At 68.3% G+C, this 17,247-nt stretch carries 13 protein-coding genes; 2 read left to right on the top strand and 11 right to left on the bottom strand.

Annotated features, from left to right (window positions below; all coding sequences use genetic code 11):
- Positions 1-139 precede the first annotated feature (139 nt).
- Entirely contained in the window at positions 140-3,295 is a 3,156-nt protein-coding gene (locus ACN9M6_RS14835) for a glycosyl hydrolase (RefSeq protein WP_419163653.1), read from the top strand.
- Between the two features lie 70 nt (positions 3,296-3,365).
- Positions 3,366-5,906, top strand: coding sequence for a GcvT family protein (locus tag ACN9M6_RS14830; RefSeq protein ID WP_419163652.1), 2,541 nt, complete (start codon positions 3,366-3,368; stop codon positions 5,904-5,906).
- Positions 5,907-5,910: 4 nt separating this feature from the next.
- Here the strand turns inward: ACN9M6_RS14830 and ACN9M6_RS14825 are convergent, their stop codons facing one another.
- From ACN9M6_RS14825 to ACN9M6_RS14775, 11 genes are all read right to left on the bottom strand, one after another.
- Positions 5,911-7,230 carry a glycine cleavage T C-terminal barrel domain-containing protein gene (locus tag ACN9M6_RS14825; protein WP_419163651.1) on the bottom strand — a complete coding sequence of 440 codons (1,320 nt, stop codon included), beginning with the start codon at positions 7,228-7,230 and terminating at the stop codon, positions 5,911-5,913.
- Positions 7,227-8,345: an NAD-dependent epimerase/dehydratase family protein gene (locus tag ACN9M6_RS14820; protein WP_419163650.1), complete on the bottom strand. Its 1,119-nt coding sequence runs from the start codon at positions 8,343-8,345 to the stop codon at positions 7,227-7,229. The genes ACN9M6_RS14825 and ACN9M6_RS14820 overlap by 4 nt, the downstream gene beginning before the upstream one ends.
- 19 nt (positions 8,346-8,364) lie before the next feature.
- A complete protein-coding gene (locus tag ACN9M6_RS14815; protein WP_419163649.1) occupies positions 8,365-8,763 on the bottom strand; it encodes a type II toxin-antitoxin system VapC family toxin in 399 nt (132 codons plus the stop codon).
- The gene (locus tag ACN9M6_RS14810; RefSeq protein ID WP_419163648.1) at positions 8,764-9,024 is read right to left on the bottom strand and encodes a FitA-like ribbon-helix-helix domain-containing protein; all 261 of its coding nucleotides are present in this window, start codon (positions 9,022-9,024) and stop codon (positions 8,764-8,766) included.
- Between the two features lie 132 nt (positions 9,025-9,156).
- Entirely contained in the window at positions 9,157-10,347 is a 1,191-nt protein-coding gene (locus ACN9M6_RS14805) for a pyridoxal phosphate-dependent aminotransferase (RefSeq protein WP_419163647.1), read from the bottom strand.
- Complete coding sequence (locus tag ACN9M6_RS14800; RefSeq protein WP_419163646.1) at positions 10,344-10,796, bottom strand: sulfocyanin-like copper-binding protein; 453 nt, start codon at positions 10,794-10,796, stop codon at positions 10,344-10,346. The genes ACN9M6_RS14805 and ACN9M6_RS14800 overlap by 4 nt, the downstream gene beginning before the upstream one ends.
- Positions 10,797-10,803: 7 nt before the next feature.
- Positions 10,804-14,172, bottom strand: a complete 3,369-nt coding sequence (gene secA, locus ACN9M6_RS14795; protein ID WP_419163645.1) for a preprotein translocase subunit SecA — start codon at positions 14,170-14,172, stop codon at positions 10,804-10,806.
- A gap of 7 nt (positions 14,173-14,179) precedes the next feature.
- Entirely contained in the window at positions 14,180-14,809 is a 630-nt protein-coding gene (gene nadD, locus ACN9M6_RS14790) for a nicotinate (nicotinamide) nucleotide adenylyltransferase (protein ID WP_419163644.1), read from the bottom strand.
- The gene (locus tag ACN9M6_RS14785) at positions 14,790-15,554 is read right to left on the bottom strand and encodes an outer membrane protein assembly factor BamD (protein WP_419163643.1); all 765 of its coding nucleotides are present in this window, start codon (positions 15,552-15,554) and stop codon (positions 14,790-14,792) included. Before ACN9M6_RS14785 ends, nadD begins: the two co-directional genes overlap by 20 nt.
- Positions 15,551-16,459 carry a tetratricopeptide repeat protein gene (locus ACN9M6_RS14780; RefSeq protein WP_419163642.1) on the bottom strand — a complete coding sequence of 303 codons (909 nt, stop codon included), beginning with the start codon at positions 16,457-16,459 and terminating at the stop codon, positions 15,551-15,553. The genes ACN9M6_RS14785 and ACN9M6_RS14780 overlap by 4 nt, the downstream gene beginning before the upstream one ends.
- Positions 16,456-17,244 carry a glycosyltransferase family 2 protein gene (locus ACN9M6_RS14775; protein ID WP_419163641.1) on the bottom strand — a complete coding sequence of 263 codons (789 nt, stop codon included), beginning with the start codon at positions 17,242-17,244 and terminating at the stop codon, positions 16,456-16,458. The genes ACN9M6_RS14780 and ACN9M6_RS14775 overlap by 4 nt, the downstream gene beginning before the upstream one ends.
- Positions 17,245-17,247: the final 3 nt, after the last annotated feature.

The raw sequence follows: 17,247 nt of genomic DNA, 5'->3' as shown, positions 1-17,247 counted from the left end.
GCATCCTGCAGGGTGCCTCGGCGACGACGCCCCGGGGCTTGCGGACGGCGGGACCGTCTTGCGCGGCGGGGACGGGGCGGGCCACTGTGCGGATTGTCCCGCTTCTCCGCAGTCGTCCGCCGTCACCCCGGAGGTTCCGATGGCGTTCCAGTCGAAGTTCGAACGGTGCTCCCGCTTCTCCGTCATCCTTCTCGTTCCCCTTTCCCTGGCGCTGGAAGCGCTGTTCCCCGCCGTCGCCGCGGCCCAGACGGCTTCCGAGCGGGCGGCCGACGCGGCCTCGGTGCTCGACTTTCGGGAGCTGGGGCCCGCCATCATGGGCGGCCGCGTTGCGGATCTCGCGGTGGTCGAGAGCGACCCGCGCACCTTCTACGTCGGCCTCGGCGCCGGGGGCGTGTGGAAGACGACGAACGACGGGATGACGTGGGATCCCGTGTTCGACGACCAGCCCACGGCATCGATCGGGGCGGTGAGCGTGGCCCCGTCCAACCCCAACGTGGTGTGGGTGGGGACGGGCGAGCCGGCGAACCGGCAGAGTTCGCCGTGGGGGGTCGGTGTGTTCAAGTCGACGGACGCGGGCGGCACCTGGACGCACGTGGGACTCGAGGACACGCGGCACATCAGCCGCATCAGGATCGACCCGCGCGACCCGGACGTCGTCTACGTCGGGGCGGTCGGCCACCTCTGGGGGTCCAACGAGGAGCGCGGCCTGTTCAAGACGACGGACGGCGGCGAGACGTGGGAGAACGTCCTCTACATCGACGAGCACACCGGAATCATCGACCTCGTGATGGATCACAACGACCCGAACACGCTCTTCGCCGCGACCTACCAGCGGCAGCGCACCGGCTTCGGCTTCGCGGCCGGGGGCGGCGGCTCGGGGATCTGGCGCACGACGGACGGCGGGGACACGTGGATCCGGCTTGAGCAGGGACTGCCGGAGGGCGAACTGGGCCGTGTCGGGCTCGACGTCTACCGGCGGGACGGCAACCTCGTGTACGCGATCGTCGAGGCGCGCGAGGGCCAGGGCGTGTACCGCTCCACCGACCGCGGCGAGACGTGGGAGATGATGAGCGACCGCAACCCGCGTCCGATGTACTTCTCCCTCATCCGGATCGACCCCAACAACCCCGAGCGGATCTACATCGCCGGCGTCCAGGCTTCGGCTTCGGACGACGGCGGTCGGACCTGGTGGCCGGGGAACGCGACGGACCAGATCCACTCCGACCACCACGCGCTGTGGATCAACCCGGACGACTCGAACCACCTGATCGACGGGAACGACGGCGGGCTGTCCTTCTCGCGCGACGGCGCGGTGACGTGGCGCTCGATCCGGAACATGGCGATCGGCCAGTTCTACGAGATCGACGTCGACATGAGCGACCCGTACAACGTGTGCGGGGGGCTGCAGGACAACGGGAACTGGTGCGCGCCGCACCGCACGCAGTCGACGTGGGGCGTGCGGAACCGCGAATGGTGGCACGTATGGTTCGGGGACGGGTTCCACAATCACTCCGACCCGATGGATCCCAACATCATGTTCTCGGAGTCGCAGGGCGGGAACATGGCACGCATCGACGTGGCCTCGCGCGAAGGGCAGTCGATCCGGCCGCTGCCGCGTCCGACGGGAGATGAAGCGGAGGACGACGAGCCGCGCCGCTACCGGTTCAACTGGGACTCCCCGTTCGCGATCTCGCGCCACGACCGCGCGACGATCTATCTGGGCGGGAACCACCTCATGAGGTCGAGGGACCGCGGCACGACGTGGGAGGAGGCGAGCCCGGACCTCACGAAGGCGATCGACCGCGACACGATGGAGATCATGGGCCGGGTGGTGACGGACGAGACGCTGTCCGACAACGACGGCATCTCGTCCTACGGCAACATCACGGCGTTCGCCGAGTCGAAGCATTCGCCGGACGCGCTGTACGTGGGGACGGACGACGGCAACCTGCAGGTGTCGCTCGACGGCGGCGCGAGCTGGACCAACGTGATCGACGAGGTAACCGGGGTACCGGCTCGAACCTACGTGAGCCGCCTCGAGACGTCCTCCGCGGTGGACGGACGGGTGTACGTGACGTTCGACGGGCACCGGAACGACGACTACGCGCCGTACGCCTACGTGAGCGAGGACCACGGCGCGAGCTGGCGGCGGATCACGGCCGGCCTCCCCGACGGGTGGTCGGTGAACGTGATTCGGGAGCACCCGGGCAACCCGAATCTCCTCTTCCTCGGGAACGAGATCGGCGTCTACCTGTCGATCGACCGCGGCGAGTCGTGGGCGAGGATGGTGAACAACCTTCCGACAGTGCCCGTGGACGACATCGCGATCCACCCGCGCGAAAACGACCTCGTCGTGGGGACGCACGGGCGCAGCATCTGGATCCTGGACGACATCACGCCGCTGGAGGAGATGTCCGCCGACGTGTTCGCCTCGGACTTCCGGCTGTTCGGCGCCCGGCGCGGCACGATGTGGTCGATGGGGATGGACTGGCCCTTCCAGCCCGCGACCTTCATCGCCCCCAACCCCGTGGCGGGGATCAGCCTCCGCTACTACCTGGGCGAGGGGGTCGACTCGGACGGGGGCAGCCTCGAGATCCTCGACGGCGCCGACGTCCTCCGCACGATGGACGCTTCCGGGGAGGCGGGGCTGAACGAGGTCGTGTGGGACTTCCGCGTCGATCCCGCTTTCGAGGCGGACGGCGGGGGCGGGGGCGGCTTCCGGCGCGGGCCTCCGCCGGGCGCGGGGCCGCGCGTGCTCCCGGGGACCTACACGGTGCGCCTTACGGTCGGGGACGAGAGCCAGATGGCGGATGTCGGCGTGCGACTCGATCCGCGGCGCGAGGCCAGCCAGGCGGCGCTCGTGGCGCGGCAGGACGCTATGATGCGGGCCCATGCGCTCGCCGCCCCGGTGCGCGACGCGCGGGAGCGGATCGGCGCCATGAACGGTCGGCTGGACGAGATCCGGGCGCTGCTGGACGACGCGGAGGTCGGCGACGCGGATCGCGAGCGGATCGAGGCGATGGCCGAGGAGATCTCCGGCGAACTCGAGGAGATCGGTGACGACCTCGGTGACGCCGCCGGGGGGACCGGGATCTCGCAGATGGAAGGGTGGTCCGGCGAGCCTACGGCGGATCAGATGTACCAGATCGATCGGGCCTGGGAGGCGCTGCCGCCGGTCGCGAACCGCATCAACGGGCTTCTGACCGGAAGCATGCCGGCGCTCGAGGTGCTGCTGGGCGATCTCGGGGTGATGCCGGATCTGGGCGACCCGATTCGGATCCCGCCACGACGCTGACGCCGGACGGGCGGCGAGCCGTTTCGGCAAGCCGCCCGTCGCCGGCGCCGCGCATGGCGCTTGGGGAACCGTGAGCGGACGCGCGCCACAACCGACCGCGGCGAGCGTCGCCGTCATCGGGGCCGGCATCGTCGGCAGTTGCCTGGTCGAACACCTCGCCCGGCGAGGCTGGGACGATCTCGTCCTCATCGACAAGGGCCCGCTGCCCGACCCCGGCGGCTCCACCGGCCACGCATCGAATTTCATCTTCCCCACCGACCACGACCGCGAAGTCGCGATGCTGACGCTGGAGAGCCAGCGGCAGTACGAGGCGCTCGGCGTGCGGACGACGTGCGGCGGTGCCGAGGTCGCCCGCACCGAGGCCCGGATGGAGGAACTGCGCCGCCGCATGACCTCGGCGCGGGCGTGGGGCATTGAAGCCGAGCTGCTCACGCCGGGAGAGGTGGCCGAGCGGATCCCGTTCGTGAACCCCGACGTCATCCTGGGCGGCTTCTGGACGCCGTCCGTGTCCGTGGTCGACGCCGTGCGGGCCGGAACCCTCATGCGGGAGCAGGCCCTGTCCCGCGGCGCGCTCACGGTCCTCGACAACACCGAGGTTACGGGACTCGAGGTCGCGTCCCGGCCCTGCGGCCGCCCCCGTTTGCGAGCCGTCCTCACCGCGCGCGGCCGCATCGAGGTCGAGCACGCGGTCATCGCCTGCGGCGTGTGGAGCCCTATCGTCGCGGGGCTCGCCGGCGCCTCGATTCCGCTCACGCCCGCGGTACACCAGATGGCGGACCTCGGCCCGGTCGATGTCCTCCGCGCCACCGGCAACGAGATCGGCCACCCCATCGTGCGCGACATGGACGCATTCATGTACGAGCGCCAGAGCCACGAAGCGATGGAGGTCGGATCCTACGCGCACCGTCCCATCCTGGTGCGCCCCGAGGACATACCCTCTCGCGAGGCGTCGGAACTCTCCCCCACGGAGATGCCGTTCACGGGGGACGACTTCTCACCCCAGCTCGCTCAGGCGCGCGAGATCATGGGAGAGTTGCTCGAGGGCGCGGAGATCGGATACGCCATCAACGGTCTTCTCTCCCTCACGTCCGACGCGCAGCCGGTACTGGGAGAGACCGCCGAGGTGGCCAACCTGTGGTCGGCGGCGGCCGTGTGGATCAAGGAGGGCCCGGGTGCCGCGCGCCTCATCGCCGAGTGGATCACGCACGGTCATCCCCGTCTGTGCGACCCGCACGGGTCGGACGTCACCCGCTTCCAGCCGCACGAGCGCACCCGACGGCATGTGCGGGCCCGCGCCCGGGAACACTTCAACAAGACGTACGGGATCGTACACCCGCGCGAGCAGTGGGAATCCGGCCGCGGAGTGAACCGTTCGGCGCTCCACGCCCGCACCGAGGCCCTGGGGGCCGCGTACTACGAGGCCCGCGGCTGGGAGCGCCCGCAGTGGTACGAGTCGAACGCCCGGCTGGTCGATCGGTACGGCGTGGCCGACCGGCCGCACGAGTGGGACCGCCGGTGGTGGTCTCCCATCATCGAGGCCGAGCACCTGCACCTGCGCGACAAGGTCGGTGTCGTCGATCTGGGCGCGTTCCAGATCTTCGATGTGTCGGGCCACGGGGCACTCGCCTATCTGGAGGGGATGGCCGCCAACGCGTGCGACCGGCCGCCCGGAACGTCCATCTACACCCCGCTGCTGACTCCGGACGGGGGGTTTCGGGCCGACCTCACCATCCAGAGGCTGGCGCCGGACCATTTCCGCATCGTGACCGGCGCCCTCGACGGCGCGCGGGATGCGGCCTGGTTCCGCAAACACCTCCCGGGCGATGGCTTCGACGAGGGCTCTGTCCACTTCGAGGATCTGTCGGCGGGGATGTGCACGCTGGGCGTGTGGGGCCCCGCCGCGGAGGCGCTGCTGGGGGCGATCTCCGGGGCGAAGCTGTCGCAGGCCGCATTCCCATACGCCTCGGTGCGCGACATCCCGCTGGACGGGATTCCCACCACGATGTGCCGGATCTCGTATGTGGGGGAGAGCGGGTGGGAGATCTACGTGGCGGCGCCGCTCGCGCCGCGGCTGTGGGACGCCGTGTGGGAGGCGGGCCGGGCGTTCGGCCTGCGTCCGGTGGGCGGCGGAGTCTACGGCACCACGGGCCGCATGGAGAAGGGATATGCCCTCATGGGGGCCGAACTCACCTCCGACTACTCGCCGGTCGAGGCGGGCCTGGCGCGGCCCCGCGTGAAGCGGGCGGACTTCATCGGCCGGGCCGCCTACCTCGAGGCCCGGGAGGCGGACCCCGCCGCGGTGCTCCGCACGCTCACCATGGACAGCCACGCCAACGCCTCCGGCCTTGCCCGTTTCCCCACCGGAGGCAACGAGCCGCTGCTGGGGCCGGGCGGGGAGCGCATCGTCGACGCCCGCGGAAGGGAGTCCCGCGTCACGTCGGCGGGGATGGGCCCCTCAGTGGGGAAGTACCTCCTCATGGCCTACCTTCCGCCGGAACTCGCCGTCCCCGGCACACGGCTCCGGGTCCTCTACATGAACGAACCCTTCCCGGTGACCGTGGCCGCCGACACCGCTCTCTTCGACCCGTCGGGCGCCCGTATGAGATCGTGACCCGCTAAAGGGCGGCGTCGCGGCCCCGGGAACGAGCGACCTCGCGGGCGCTCGGGTTCACGGAGGGGCGGAACGGAACCTCGCACACGCGGGCCGGATCGGGCCGGCCCCGCTCGCTCGCGTACTCGTCGGGGAGCCACACCGCGAGTTCCGTGCCGATGGCGGACCTGGCGGGCGGCACGTATCCGAGAGCGATGTTGCAGCCCAGCTCGGGGGCGTACCACGGGGAGGTGATGTAGCCGACCGGGTCGCCGCCGTCCGCGGCGGACACGAGCCAGAAGTCGGGCGCGTAGTCGTCGATCGGCCTGCCGCCCAGCTTCATCCCCACCATGACGAGGGCGAACGGTGAGAGCCCGGCCTCGATCTCGGCCCGCTGGCGCTCGAGCGCGGCCCGCCCGATGTAGTCGCCCGGTTTCTCGCGCGGCACCTGGTAGGCGAGGTTGCACTGGAACGGGCTCGTCTCGTGGTCGATGTCCTGTCCCCACGACAGGATCCCGGCCTGGATGCGGCGCTGGTGCCCGGGGGCCGTGACCATCAGCCCGTGCGCCTCCCCCGCTTCCAGTACCGCTCGCCACACGGTCCCCGCGTGCAGCGTCGCGTCCCGGAGATAGATCTCATACCCCTTCTCCCCCGAGAACCCGGATTGCGAGACCACCACGGAGCAGCCCGCGATCTCCGCCTCCATGAGGCCGTAGTAGGGGATGTCCCGGACGGCACCTCCTACGAGATCGGCCATGAGATCGAGCGATTTCGGCCCCTGTACCTGCAGCGGACAGACATCGATCTCGTCGATCTCCACCCGCATCCCGAGGCCGACATTCACGCCCTGAAGCCAGAACAGGAGGTCGGAGTCGGCCAGCGAGAACCAGAACTCGTCGTCGGAGAGCCGCAGCAGCACCGGGTCGTTGAGGATGCCGCCGCGCTCGTTGCAGAGGATGACGTACCGCGCGCGCATCGGCTCGATCCGAGTCGCGTCGCGCGTGATCACATAGTCGGCGAACGCCTCGGCGTCCGGTCCCCTGACGCGGATCTGCCGCTCCACGGCGACGTTCCACAGCGTGACGCGGTGGGTGAGCGCCTCGTGTTCCGCCGCCGCGCCCCCGTCCTCGGGCCGTGCGTAGCCGCGGGGGTGGTAGATGCGGTTGTAGACGGTGGCCCGCCAGCAGCCCGCCAGGTGCGACAGGTGCCAGTACGGCGACTTCCGGACCCGGGTGGAGATGAGCATTTCGACCGGCGTCCGTCCGCTCTGGCGCAGGTTGATGGGGACGATCCGGTCCGACTGGTCCACGCTCGCGGGCTGGCCCGATCCCGGCGCGCCCGTCATGAATCCGCCCCGCCGCGGCGCCTCCACGCTTCGAGGATCCCGGCGTCGCGCTCGAGGTTCAACTGGAGTTGCTGGCGGCGCTCCTCGGGTTCGCCCAGGAACCAGTCGAGCGTCTCGCGCGCCGTGACCGCGAGCGGGCGGAACTTGAGGCCTGCCTCGACACCCCGGTGCGACCGGACGCGCGCCAGCGCTCTCGCGGGGCCGTTCTGCGAGTACCAGAGGGGGTAGCGCGCGGGCGGTTCACGGTTCGCGAGAAAGTCCTCGTCCACCCATGTGAAGGACACGCGAGAAGTCGTGACCGCACGGATGCCATACAGGAACTCGTCCATGCGGGTCTCGTCGAGCGTCGGCCCGGCCACGTTGAAGATCCCGCCGGTGTCCTGTTCCAGCAGGTGCATGTTGAACTCGGCCAGGTCCCGCACGTCGATGAACTGGACCGGGTTGTCCATGTCACCCGGCGCGATCACCTCGTCGCCGTGATGGATCCGGACCGGCCAGTAGGTGAACCGATCGGTGGGATCCCCCGGGCCAGCGACGACGTGGAGGCGCGCGATCGTGCCGCGGTCGCCGAAGATCTCCTGCACCGCCTCCTCGCACATCACCTTGAGCGGCCCGTAGTACCGCCCCACATCCTCGCTATCCGGGTCGGTCACCTCGAGGAGCCTGGCGTCTTCCGGCAGTTCGTCCTGGTCGAAGTCGTACACGGAACCGGTGGAGGTGAACAGATAGCGGCCGACGGAATCGCGCAGGAGGTTGGCCGAGTCGCGCACCAGGCGCGGGACGTAGCCGCTGTTGTCGATGACGTAGTCCCATTCACTCCCGCGCAGCGTGTCGAGAGCCCCGTCGCGGTCCCCGATCAGCGTCTCGACTCCGGGGAAGAGACCTGGATTCGTGCGCCCGCGGTTGAAGAGGGTGACCTCGTGCCCCCGCTCGAGCGCGTGGCGCACCATGTGGGGGCCGATGAAGCCGGTGCCTCCCAGGATCAGCAGCCGCCCCGCACGGACAGGTGAGGGTCGGCCTGTAGGGGTCAGCGCCGCCGCACCCGGGACCGGGAGCGCCGCCCCACCCGCCGCCGCGAGTGAAGTTCCCGCGAACTGCCGTCGCGTCATGGTCATCGAACCTCCTCCGGCGTAGTCAGGTAGCCGGGATGCGGAGCCAGGCGATCTCGTTCACATACTCGAAGTGTCCGTCGGCCGAGACGAGATCGGCCCCCGTTTCCATCGCGTGCGCTGCAATCCAGACGTCGTTCGAGGGAATGGGACGACCTTTCGCGCGCAACGAGATTGCGATTCGGGAGTACCGCTCCGCCGTGACCGGCCCCACCGGCACCAGGGAGACATACGGGTTGTCCAGAAAAGCGCGCATCTCGGCGATATTGGCTTCTGTGCGCGATCCTCCCCTGAATCCGTACAGTAGCTCCCCCAGCACGACCGTGGACATGAGGATCTCACCCGCGTTGCGTGCGATCGCGGCGACCTCGGGTCGGCCCCGCATAAGCAGCGAGTAGGCGTTGGAGTCGAGTAGGATCCTCACTCACCAAGCCGTCTCGTCGACGGTATCGAAGTGGCGCAACGCGGTATCGATCTCATTCGCGTGCCCCGCACTCCAGCTTCCGATCAGATGGTCCAGCGACAAACCAACTCTGTCGGCGCCGGCGTGGCGGCCGGTCAAACCAGCCCCTCGACGGAGCAGTTTGAGGGCCGCCTGATTCAAGGAGGTCCCGTCACGGCTGGCGTGCCGTCGGATACTTCTCGCCAACTCATCATCGAACCCTCGTACCGTGAGCTGCTTCACAAGGCGTCCTCCTCTCGATGAGTCGTAATACGAGTCAATAAGAGTCATGATATGAGTCATCCGTAATCTCATCAAGACAGTATGACGCGACGGCGAGATCTCGCCGCTGGAGCGGGGTCGCGTCGGATTTGCTCAGGATCGCATCTCGCGCAGCGCGTCGCCAAGGAGATCGATGTCCGCTTCGAATGACTCCGGTGCGAGAGGTCCGAAGGAAAAGCGGAAGAAGCTCGCCAGCGGCGAGGCATCCCCGAGACGCGCCATGTCGCAGTCGGTGCCCTTGAGGATCGCGGCTCCCCGCTTGAAGAGATGTTCGTTGAGCTGCTGGGCGGTAAGCCCATCGGGGAGGCGGCACCAGTGGTAGAACCCGCCGTCGCCCGAGAAGAGTTCCAGTCCCAGCTCCTCGAACGCCTCGCCGTACCGGGCCCGCTGGCTCGCGTAGAAGGCCGGTACCGCTCTGCGGACCCGGGGCACGCGAATCGGGTGCAGCAACTCCACCGCGTAGCACTGGGACGGGTGCGACACGCCGCCCATCCCAAAGGACGAGAAGTTCCCGAGCACGTCGATGTGCCGCTTCGCCGACACGACCCAGCCGATGCGGATGCCGGGCGCCTGCAGGCCCTTTGTGGCCGCACCGACGACGAACAGGTTCCCGTCCTCGATATGGTCCACATGCGCCAGGGCGCTGACCGGTTCGTCGTGCAGCAGTTCGTAGGCCTCGTCGATGAGGAGTCCCATTCCGTCGTTCCGCGAGGCCTCGACCAGCACGCGGAGTTCATCACCCGTCCTCGTCACTCCGGTCGGGTTGCAGGGGTTGCTGATCAGCATCAGCGTCCGACCGTCGCCCGGCGCGGTGTACGCGTCGACCGGTGGGCGGAACCGGTTCCCCGCTCCGCTGTGCACCAGGTGGTAGGATCGCCGAAGTCGCTCGAGGATGTCGTAGTAGGGTGTGTATTCCGTGGACGCGACCCGCACCTCGATATCGGGCTCGAGGAAGAGGAGCAGCGCGACGATCGCGGGACGCCCTCCCGCGAACACCATCACGTTGTCGGCCGAGACCTCGACGCCGTACGAGGCGCGGTAGTAGGCGGCGATCGCTTCGCGCAACGCGGGCAGCCCCCAGGCCTTGGGGTATTTCCGGTGGTCCGCGGTCACCCTGACCGTGGACGGCAAGTGGGGGCCGTCGGGAAGCGGCACGGTCCTCGGGAAACCCTGGCTCCAGGGATGCGTGCCGCGCTCGCCCATGTAGGTGCCGAACGCACCCAGGAACGCGTAGAGCGTTTCGTAGATCCCCATCGGGGGCACGTACCGGAGGAATGAGGTCATCGGTCGGCACGCGCTTCGACGGTGAGTGTCATATACATGCCCCGAGTGTCGTGGCCGGCGATGTCGCAGACCACCCAGTAGGTGCCGGGCGCAAAGACGATCTCTTCGAGTCGCGTCTCGCCCGTGTTCACGTCGGTCTCGGTCTCCCAGAGGACGTCACCACTCTCGGGGTCGACCAGCTTGAGGTTGTGCATCTCGAAGCCCTGGTTGCTGAGACGCAGGACCGTGGGGCCGGCCGGAAGCCGGGTCGGCATTCCGATCGCGTACTCGAGAAGGGCCACATCGACGGCGTCCGCCGCGTAAATGGTGTCCAGGTTGGCCGAGAGTGCGGCGTCCGCGGCGGGCACCGGGTCGGCGGCCCGGTCCGGGGGCTCGGCGTCTCCGGAGCAGCCGATCGCGGCCCAGAGCACGACGAGTGCGGCGGCGAGCGGCCCGCTGCGGTGGATCACGACGACCTCAGCCGGGCCGGCCGTGGCACTTCTTGTATTTCTTGCCGCTCCCGCACGGGCACGGCTCGTTGCGACCCGGCACCTTGGCGGCGGTCGCCGGCGTGCTCGGCCGTCGGGGCTGGCCGGCGCGAAGAGCCGCCCGGGCCCCCGTGTCGTCCAGGGCGAGATCCTGCACCGCGGCGGAGGCCGCCACGCCCGTGGCCGAGAATGCCGGCTCGCGGGCGGGCGGATCGCCGGGGCCGCCACCCGGTCCAGCCGGCCGGCTCGCCGCCTCCGGACCGGTCAGCCGCCCGGCGCCCGGCTCAATCGGCCCGCTCATCCCGGTAATCCGCGGCGCCCGCGGCCGGATCGGTTGCCGCACCTCGATCCGCGCCCGGAAGAAGCGATTCGCCACCGTCTGCCGGATGTCCGTGATGAGGCTCACGAACATCTCGTACGCTTCCTTCTTGTACTCGACGAGCGGGTCCTTCTGCCCCCACGACCGGAACTGGATCGAAGAGCGGAGGTGATCAAGGTCGTACAGGTGGTCCTTCCACTTCTCGTCCAGCACCGAGAGCACGACGAAGCGCAGTACCTGCTCCCAGATCTCGCCGAAGCTCTCGAGCTTGGCGCGGAACTGCTCGTGCGCGTTCGAGAGCACCGCATCGTGGACCTGATCCGCCGACGCCCAGTTGTCGGCGCTCGCCTCCTTGCCCGCGTCTCCGTCCGTGTCTCCGTCCGCCTCTCCCACCCGCGGGAGAAAATCGTTGTGAAGGAAATACTCGATCAGGAGGTGTTCCCTCAGCCCCGGCAGGTTCCACTCGTCGTGCGTGCTCTCCGACGGGACGTAGGCGTCCATCTCCTCGCGGATCGCCTCCTCGATCATCTCCCACGTCTCGCCCTTGAGATCCTCCCCGCCCTCCAGGGCGTAGAGACGCAGGTCATAGATGACCTCGCGCTGCTGGTTCATCACGTCGTCGTAGTCCAGCAGCCGCTTGCGGGCGTCGAAGTTCTGCGTCTCGACTCGCTTCTGCGCTCGTTCGACCGACTTGGTGATCCATGGATGGCTGATCACCTCGCCCTCTTCCACGCCGAGGCGGTCCATGACTCGGGCCACCCGGTCGTGCATGAAGAGCCGCATCAGGTCGTCTTCGAGCGAGAGGAAGAACAGGCTGGCCCCCGGGTCGCCCTGACGTCCGGATCGTCCGCGCAGCTGGCGGTCGATGCGGCGCGACTGGTGGCGCTCGGTGCCGAGGATCTGGAGCCCGCAGGGCGGCTCTTCCTCGCAGCCGCGCTCCTTGATCTCGGCGCGCGACAGATCCGGCTCCTCATCGGCCTGACCGAACGCCGGCGTCTCGGACCGGATCCCGCATACGTCGCACTGCACGCAGGGAGAGGCAAGTTTGATGTCCGTACCGCGGCCGGCCATGTTCGTCGCGATCGTGATCGCGCCCGGCTGGCCCGCGTTCTGCACGATGATGGCTTCGCGCTCGTGCTGCTTCGCGTTCAGGACCTCGTGGGCGAGTCCGCGCCGCTTGAGTATCCGCGAGATGATCTCCGACACCTCGACGCTCGTCGTTCCCACGAGGATCGGGAGGCCCTCCTCGTTGATGCGCTCGATCTCCTCGATGAGGGCGGCGTACTTCTCTTGCCTGGTCTGGAAGATCACATCGTCATGATCGACGCGTCGGACCGGCCGGTTGGTCGGGATGACCACGACCTCGAGACCGTAGATCTGGTGGAACTCGCCCTCCTCCGTCTCGGCGGTCCCCGTCATCCCGGACAACTTGTCGTACATCCGGAAGTAGTTCTGGATCGTGATGGTGGCGAGCGTCTGGGTCTCGCCCCGCACCTTCACGTTCTCCTTGGCCTCGACCGCCTGGTGAAGCCCGTCCGACCAGCGCCGTCCATGCATCTTCCGGCCGGTGTGCTCGTCGACGATGACGACATCGCCGTTCTCGACCACGTATTCCACGTCCTTCTCGTACAGGGAGTACGCCTTCACGAGCTGGTGGATGACGTGGATCTTCTCCGACTTCTCGGCGTACTCGCGCTCGATCCGCTCGATCTCCTCGCGCTTCTGATCGGTGGTCAGCGTCTCGTCGTCCTCGACGTGCTGCACGTCCTCGGAGATGTCCGGGACGACAAACGTCTCGGGGTCGTCGGGCGAGAGCACATCGAGGCCCTGCTCGGAGATCTGGATCGTGTGCCCCTTCTCGTCCATCGAGTAGAGCAACATCTCGTCGATCTCGGGCAGCCGCTTTTCGCGCATGAGGTCGGCCTCGGTGCGCTGAATGAGCTGCTTGACGCCGGACCGCGTACGCAGTTTCAGGAGTCGTTTGTTCCGGGGCGCGCCGCGCTGCGCCGCGAGGAGCTTGAGACCCGCTTCCCAGCGCAGGTCCGCATCCTCCCGGGCCTCGGCTTCGCCGAGCATCTTCGTGCCCTCGGCCACGAGCCGGTTGACGATCCGGGTCTGCTTGCGGGCAATGGCCGACACCTGCTGGTTGTGCTGCTGGTACACGTCGCGCTCGTCGCGACCCGCGGGGCCGGAGATGATCAGGGGGGTCCGCGCCTCGTCGACGAGGACCGAGTCCACCTCGTCGATGATCGCGTACGCGTGCTGTCGCTGGACCCGCTGCCGGAGTTCGATCACCATGTTGTCGCGCAGGTAGTCGAACCCGAACTCGTTGTTGGTCCCGTACGTGAGGTCGGCCTGATAGGCGGCGCGACGTTCCTCGCTTCCGGGCTCCGTGTCTTCAAGGACGCCGACCGTGAGGCCGAGGTAGCCGAAGACGTTGCCCATCCACTGGGCATCCCGCCGCGCGAGGTAGTCGTTGACCGTGACGAGGTGGACGCCGCGGCCGGGGAGCGCGTTGAGGTACAGCGGCATCGTGGCCACGAGGGTCTTGCCTTCGCCGGTGGCCATCTCGGCGATCTTGCCCTGATGGAGCACGATCCCGCCGATGAGCTGCACGTCGTAGGGGATCATGTCCCAGGTCATCTGGCTCCCCGTAACCTGGATCTCCGTGCCGAGCAGCCGCCGGCACGCTTCCCGCACCGTCGCGAACGCCTCCGGAAGGATCTCGTCGAGCACGGCCTGAAGGGCCTCGTTGAGTTCGCCCTCCGTCGCCGCAATGCGCTCGGTGAGGTCGGCCCGCCGGGCGGGGTTCTCCGTGTGGCGGCGCTTCTCGCGCAGCGCTTCGACCGCCTCCTCGAACTGCGATGTCCGCTCTTCTATCGTCGCGCGGAACTTCGCGGTCTGGGCCTTAAGGGCTTCTTCGGGAAGATCCGCGAGTCGCGACTCGTGATCCCTGATCTGCTCTATGATCGGCCGCATGCGCTTCATCTCGCGCGAGAAGGGCGTTCCGAAGACCTGCGTGACGACGTTCTTCAACATCCCGGACTCACTGGGTTACGGGGCGGGCCCGACAGGTCGGCCAGGCGCGCTCGACATCTTGTCTGATCGACTCGGGAACGAGGAAGTGGACCGAGCGCCCCTCGTCGAGGCGTTGCCGGATCCGGCTCGCCGAAACATCGATTCGTGTGACGTTGGCGACAAGATACTCGATCCGCTCCATTCCCGTTGGGGTCGCGGGTTTCCGCCCCCCCCGCGGCATCACCGCGATGCGGGCCAGCTCCGGGAGCCGCCGGCTGCTCTTCCAGCGGCCCAGGCCGGCGAACTGGTCTTCCCCCACGACGAGGACCAGCCGGTCCGATGGGAACCGTCGTTTGAGCTCGACCAGCGTGTCGACTGTATAGGAGGGGCCGGGCCGCTCGATCTCCACGGTGCTCACCTCGATGCCGGGGACGCCCGCGAACAGCCGGCGCGCGAGGTCCAGGCGGACGGCAGCCGCAAGCACGACTTCTCGATGGGGCGGGTCACCGGCCGGCACCACGAGCAGCCGGTCGAGATGCAGCGCCTCGATCAGGTCCCCGGCGACGATGGCGTGCCCGATATGAGGAGGGTCGAAGCTTCCCCCGAGGATACCGGTCCGGCGGCCGCGCGCCGTGCCTTCAGAGCGAGGCGCCGACATTCCCCGCCGGATCTTCCTCCGCGGCCAGCTTTCCCGCTTCCTCCGAGTCGGGGAACTCCGACAACAGCCGATCCCGCATGCTGCCGGCTTCCGTTTCGTACCCCACCTGCCGGTACGTCTGATAGAGTCGCCACAGGAGATCCGGGAGGAAGTCCTCCGCCGGCTGCTCGGAGAGCGAGATCTCGTAGTAGACGATCGCGGATTCCGGCAGCCTGCGGTTGTCCTGATAGTACTTGCCGATCTCGTAGCTCTTCTGCGACAGCTTTGCCTGGGCCTCTGCGATCAGGCGTTCAGCCTCCGCGCGGAAGGGAGTCGTCGGGAAGAACTGCAGCAGCCGGCCGCATTCCTCGATCGCCCGCCGGGTGAACTCCTGCGAGAGGGAGACTCTGGGCGAGGCGGAAAGATACGCACGACACAGTCCCAGTTGTGCGTCGTCCGCCAGGGGACTGTTGGGCCGCCCCGTGGCCATCCGTCTGAACTCTTCGATGGCGTCGAGTTCATCGCCAGCCCGCAGCCGCCCCTCGGCCGCGAGGTACTGGGCGCTGTCCACCAGCGGACTCATGGGTTCGCGAAGCATGTAGGCGAAGAAACCCTCGGCGGCCTTCCGGTATTCCCCCGCATCGAACTGATCGTGCGCCCATTGGAACAGATCCGGGGGCGTCAGATCGCGGGGAGGACCCGAACTCGAGCACGCCGCCAGGGAGAGAGCGACGGCGCCGAGGACCACCAGAGCTGTCGACCTCATTCGAACCCGAAGCGGATCTGGCGGATCCGCTCCTCCGCGCGCCGGACCAGCGCGTGCGTGCGCGTCGGATTCAGTTCGAGCACCATCGCGTAGCTCGCCAGGGCTTCGTCCAACTCCCCGAGCGCCAGCCGCAGTTCGCCGCGCTGGAAGTGGGCGTCGACCATGCGCGGTCGAGGCACGCCGAGTTCCACCATCTCATCGAGTTTTTCGAGCGCGGCCCCCGGACGACCCTCCGCCCGGTCTTCGTCCGCGGACTCGAACAGACATTCCCCGTATTGGAACCCGGCCGCGTCCCGGTTCGGATCCGAATCCTCCGCCGTCTCGAGGAACTCGCGAAAAAACGGCAGCGCCCGTGTGCACGCGCCGAGTTGCTCGTAGGCCAGCCCGATTTCGTACAGCACCGCCGGATCAGGGTCGCCCTCCTCGGCCAGCAGGGCGAGACGCAGGGACAGGGCGCGCGCATCGTCGCCCTCGTCCGCATACCGTGCGGCGAGCGAGCGCTGGAGGTCGGCGGGGAGGTAGCCGAGCCCCCAGCCGAGCAGCGGCTGAAGCGCGCGGGACATGTTCTCTCCCGCTCCCCTCTCGCGCGCCGCCCACGCCAGGCCGGCGAGCGAGGCTGCCGCCTGGTGCCGCAGGCCGGGATCGCGGTCCGTGAGCGTCTGATAGACGGCGATCACTTCGTCGACATCACCGCGCGCCGCATACGCGTGCCCGAGCCTCAGCAGGAGGTCGTCGCTGTCCCCGCGTACCCGCTGGGCGAGCAGGTATTCGGCGATCGCCATGTCCGTGTCCCCCACGGCCAGGTATCGATCCCCGCGAACCATGGACCGGTCCACCGGATCCTCGCAGCCCGCGAGCGCGAACGCGATGAGGACCCCTGCGATTGCTTGAACAGTTCGGTTCATTTCCCCTCAGCTTCGACGGAGGCGGCATCCCTGAGGGTTGCCTCGCCGGGGCCCTCGCCACGGCCCTTGCCCGTCCAGCGCCGGACCAATCCGTACAGCAAGATACAGCGCAACGCAGAAAGGCCATCGCGCCAGTTGATCTTCTTCCCCTCCTCGTAGGTCCGCCCGGCGTACGAGATCCCCACTTCATAGACACGCCAGCCGCCCTGCGCGATTTTTGCCGTGAGTTCCGGCTCGACGCCAAAGGCCCGCTCCTCGATCGTGAGGCGTTCGATCACCTCCCGGCGGAAGCATTTGTAGCACGTCTCCATGTCGGTCAGGTTGAGGTTCGTCACCATATTCGACAGGCGCGTGAGCCACTGGTTCCCCAGATAGTGCCAATAGTAGAGCACGCGGTGGGGTTGTCCCCCCATGAAGCGCGATCCGTAGACCACATCCGCCCTTCCGGCGAGGATCGGCTCGAGCAGGCGCGGATATTCGGCTGGATCGTATTCGAGATCCGCGTCCTGGACGATCACGATGTCGCCGCGGGCCGCCCTGAACCCGGTCGAGAGAGCGGCGCCCTTCCCCTGGTTGTTCTCGTGGACGAGCGCCTGTTCAACCAGTCCCTCCACCCGCAGCCGGCGCAGAATCTCGCCCGATCCATCGCTCGATCCGTCATCGACGGCAACGATTTCGACGTCCGGGGCAACATCCTTCACACGCCGCACGATGGTCTCGAGGGTCGCTTCCTCGTTGTAGACGGGCATGACCACGGAAACCTGAACCCGACCCGACTCCCCCATTCC

Source organism: Candidatus Palauibacter sp. (genome assembly GCF_965197445.1).
Lineage (GTDB): Bacteria > Gemmatimonadota > Gemmatimonadetes > Palauibacterales > Palauibacteraceae > Palauibacter.
This window is presented reverse-complemented; position numbering and strand designations above follow the sequence as displayed.

What these genes read in the sequence shown, in the direction of transcription:
- ACN9M6_RS14835 (WP_419163653.1), top strand. Translation starts at nt 140, where the DNA reads ATGGCGTTCCAGTCGAAGTTCGAACGGTGCTCCCGCTTCTCCGTCATC.
- ACN9M6_RS14825 (WP_419163651.1), bottom strand. Translation starts at nt 7,230, where the DNA reads ATGACGGGCGCGCCGGGATCGGGCCAGCCCGCGAGCGTGGACCAGTCG.
- ACN9M6_RS14820 (WP_419163650.1), bottom strand. Translation starts at nt 8,345, where the DNA reads ATGACCATGACGCGACGGCAGTTCGCGGGAACTTCACTCGCGGCGGCG.
- ACN9M6_RS14805 (WP_419163647.1), bottom strand. Translation starts at nt 10,347, where the DNA reads ATGACCTCATTCCTCCGGTACGTGCCCCCGATGGGGATCTACGAAACG.
- secA (WP_419163645.1), bottom strand. Translation starts at nt 14,172, where the DNA reads ATGTTGAAGAACGTCGTCACGCAGGTCTTCGGAACGCCCTTCTCGCGC.
- nadD (WP_419163644.1), bottom strand. Translation starts at nt 14,809, where the DNA reads ATGTCGGCGCCTCGCTCTGAAGGCACGGCGCGCGGCCGCCGGACCGGT.
- ACN9M6_RS14785 (WP_419163643.1), bottom strand. Translation starts at nt 15,554, where the DNA reads ATGAGGTCGACAGCTCTGGTGGTCCTCGGCGCCGTCGCTCTCTCCCTG.
- ACN9M6_RS14780 (WP_419163642.1), bottom strand. Translation starts at nt 16,459, where the DNA reads ATGAACCGAACTGTTCAAGCAATCGCAGGGGTCCTCATCGCGTTCGCG.
- ACN9M6_RS14775 (WP_419163641.1), bottom strand. Translation starts at nt 17,244, where the DNA reads ATGGGGGAGTCGGGTCGGGTTCAGGTTTCCGTGGTCATGCCCGTCTAC.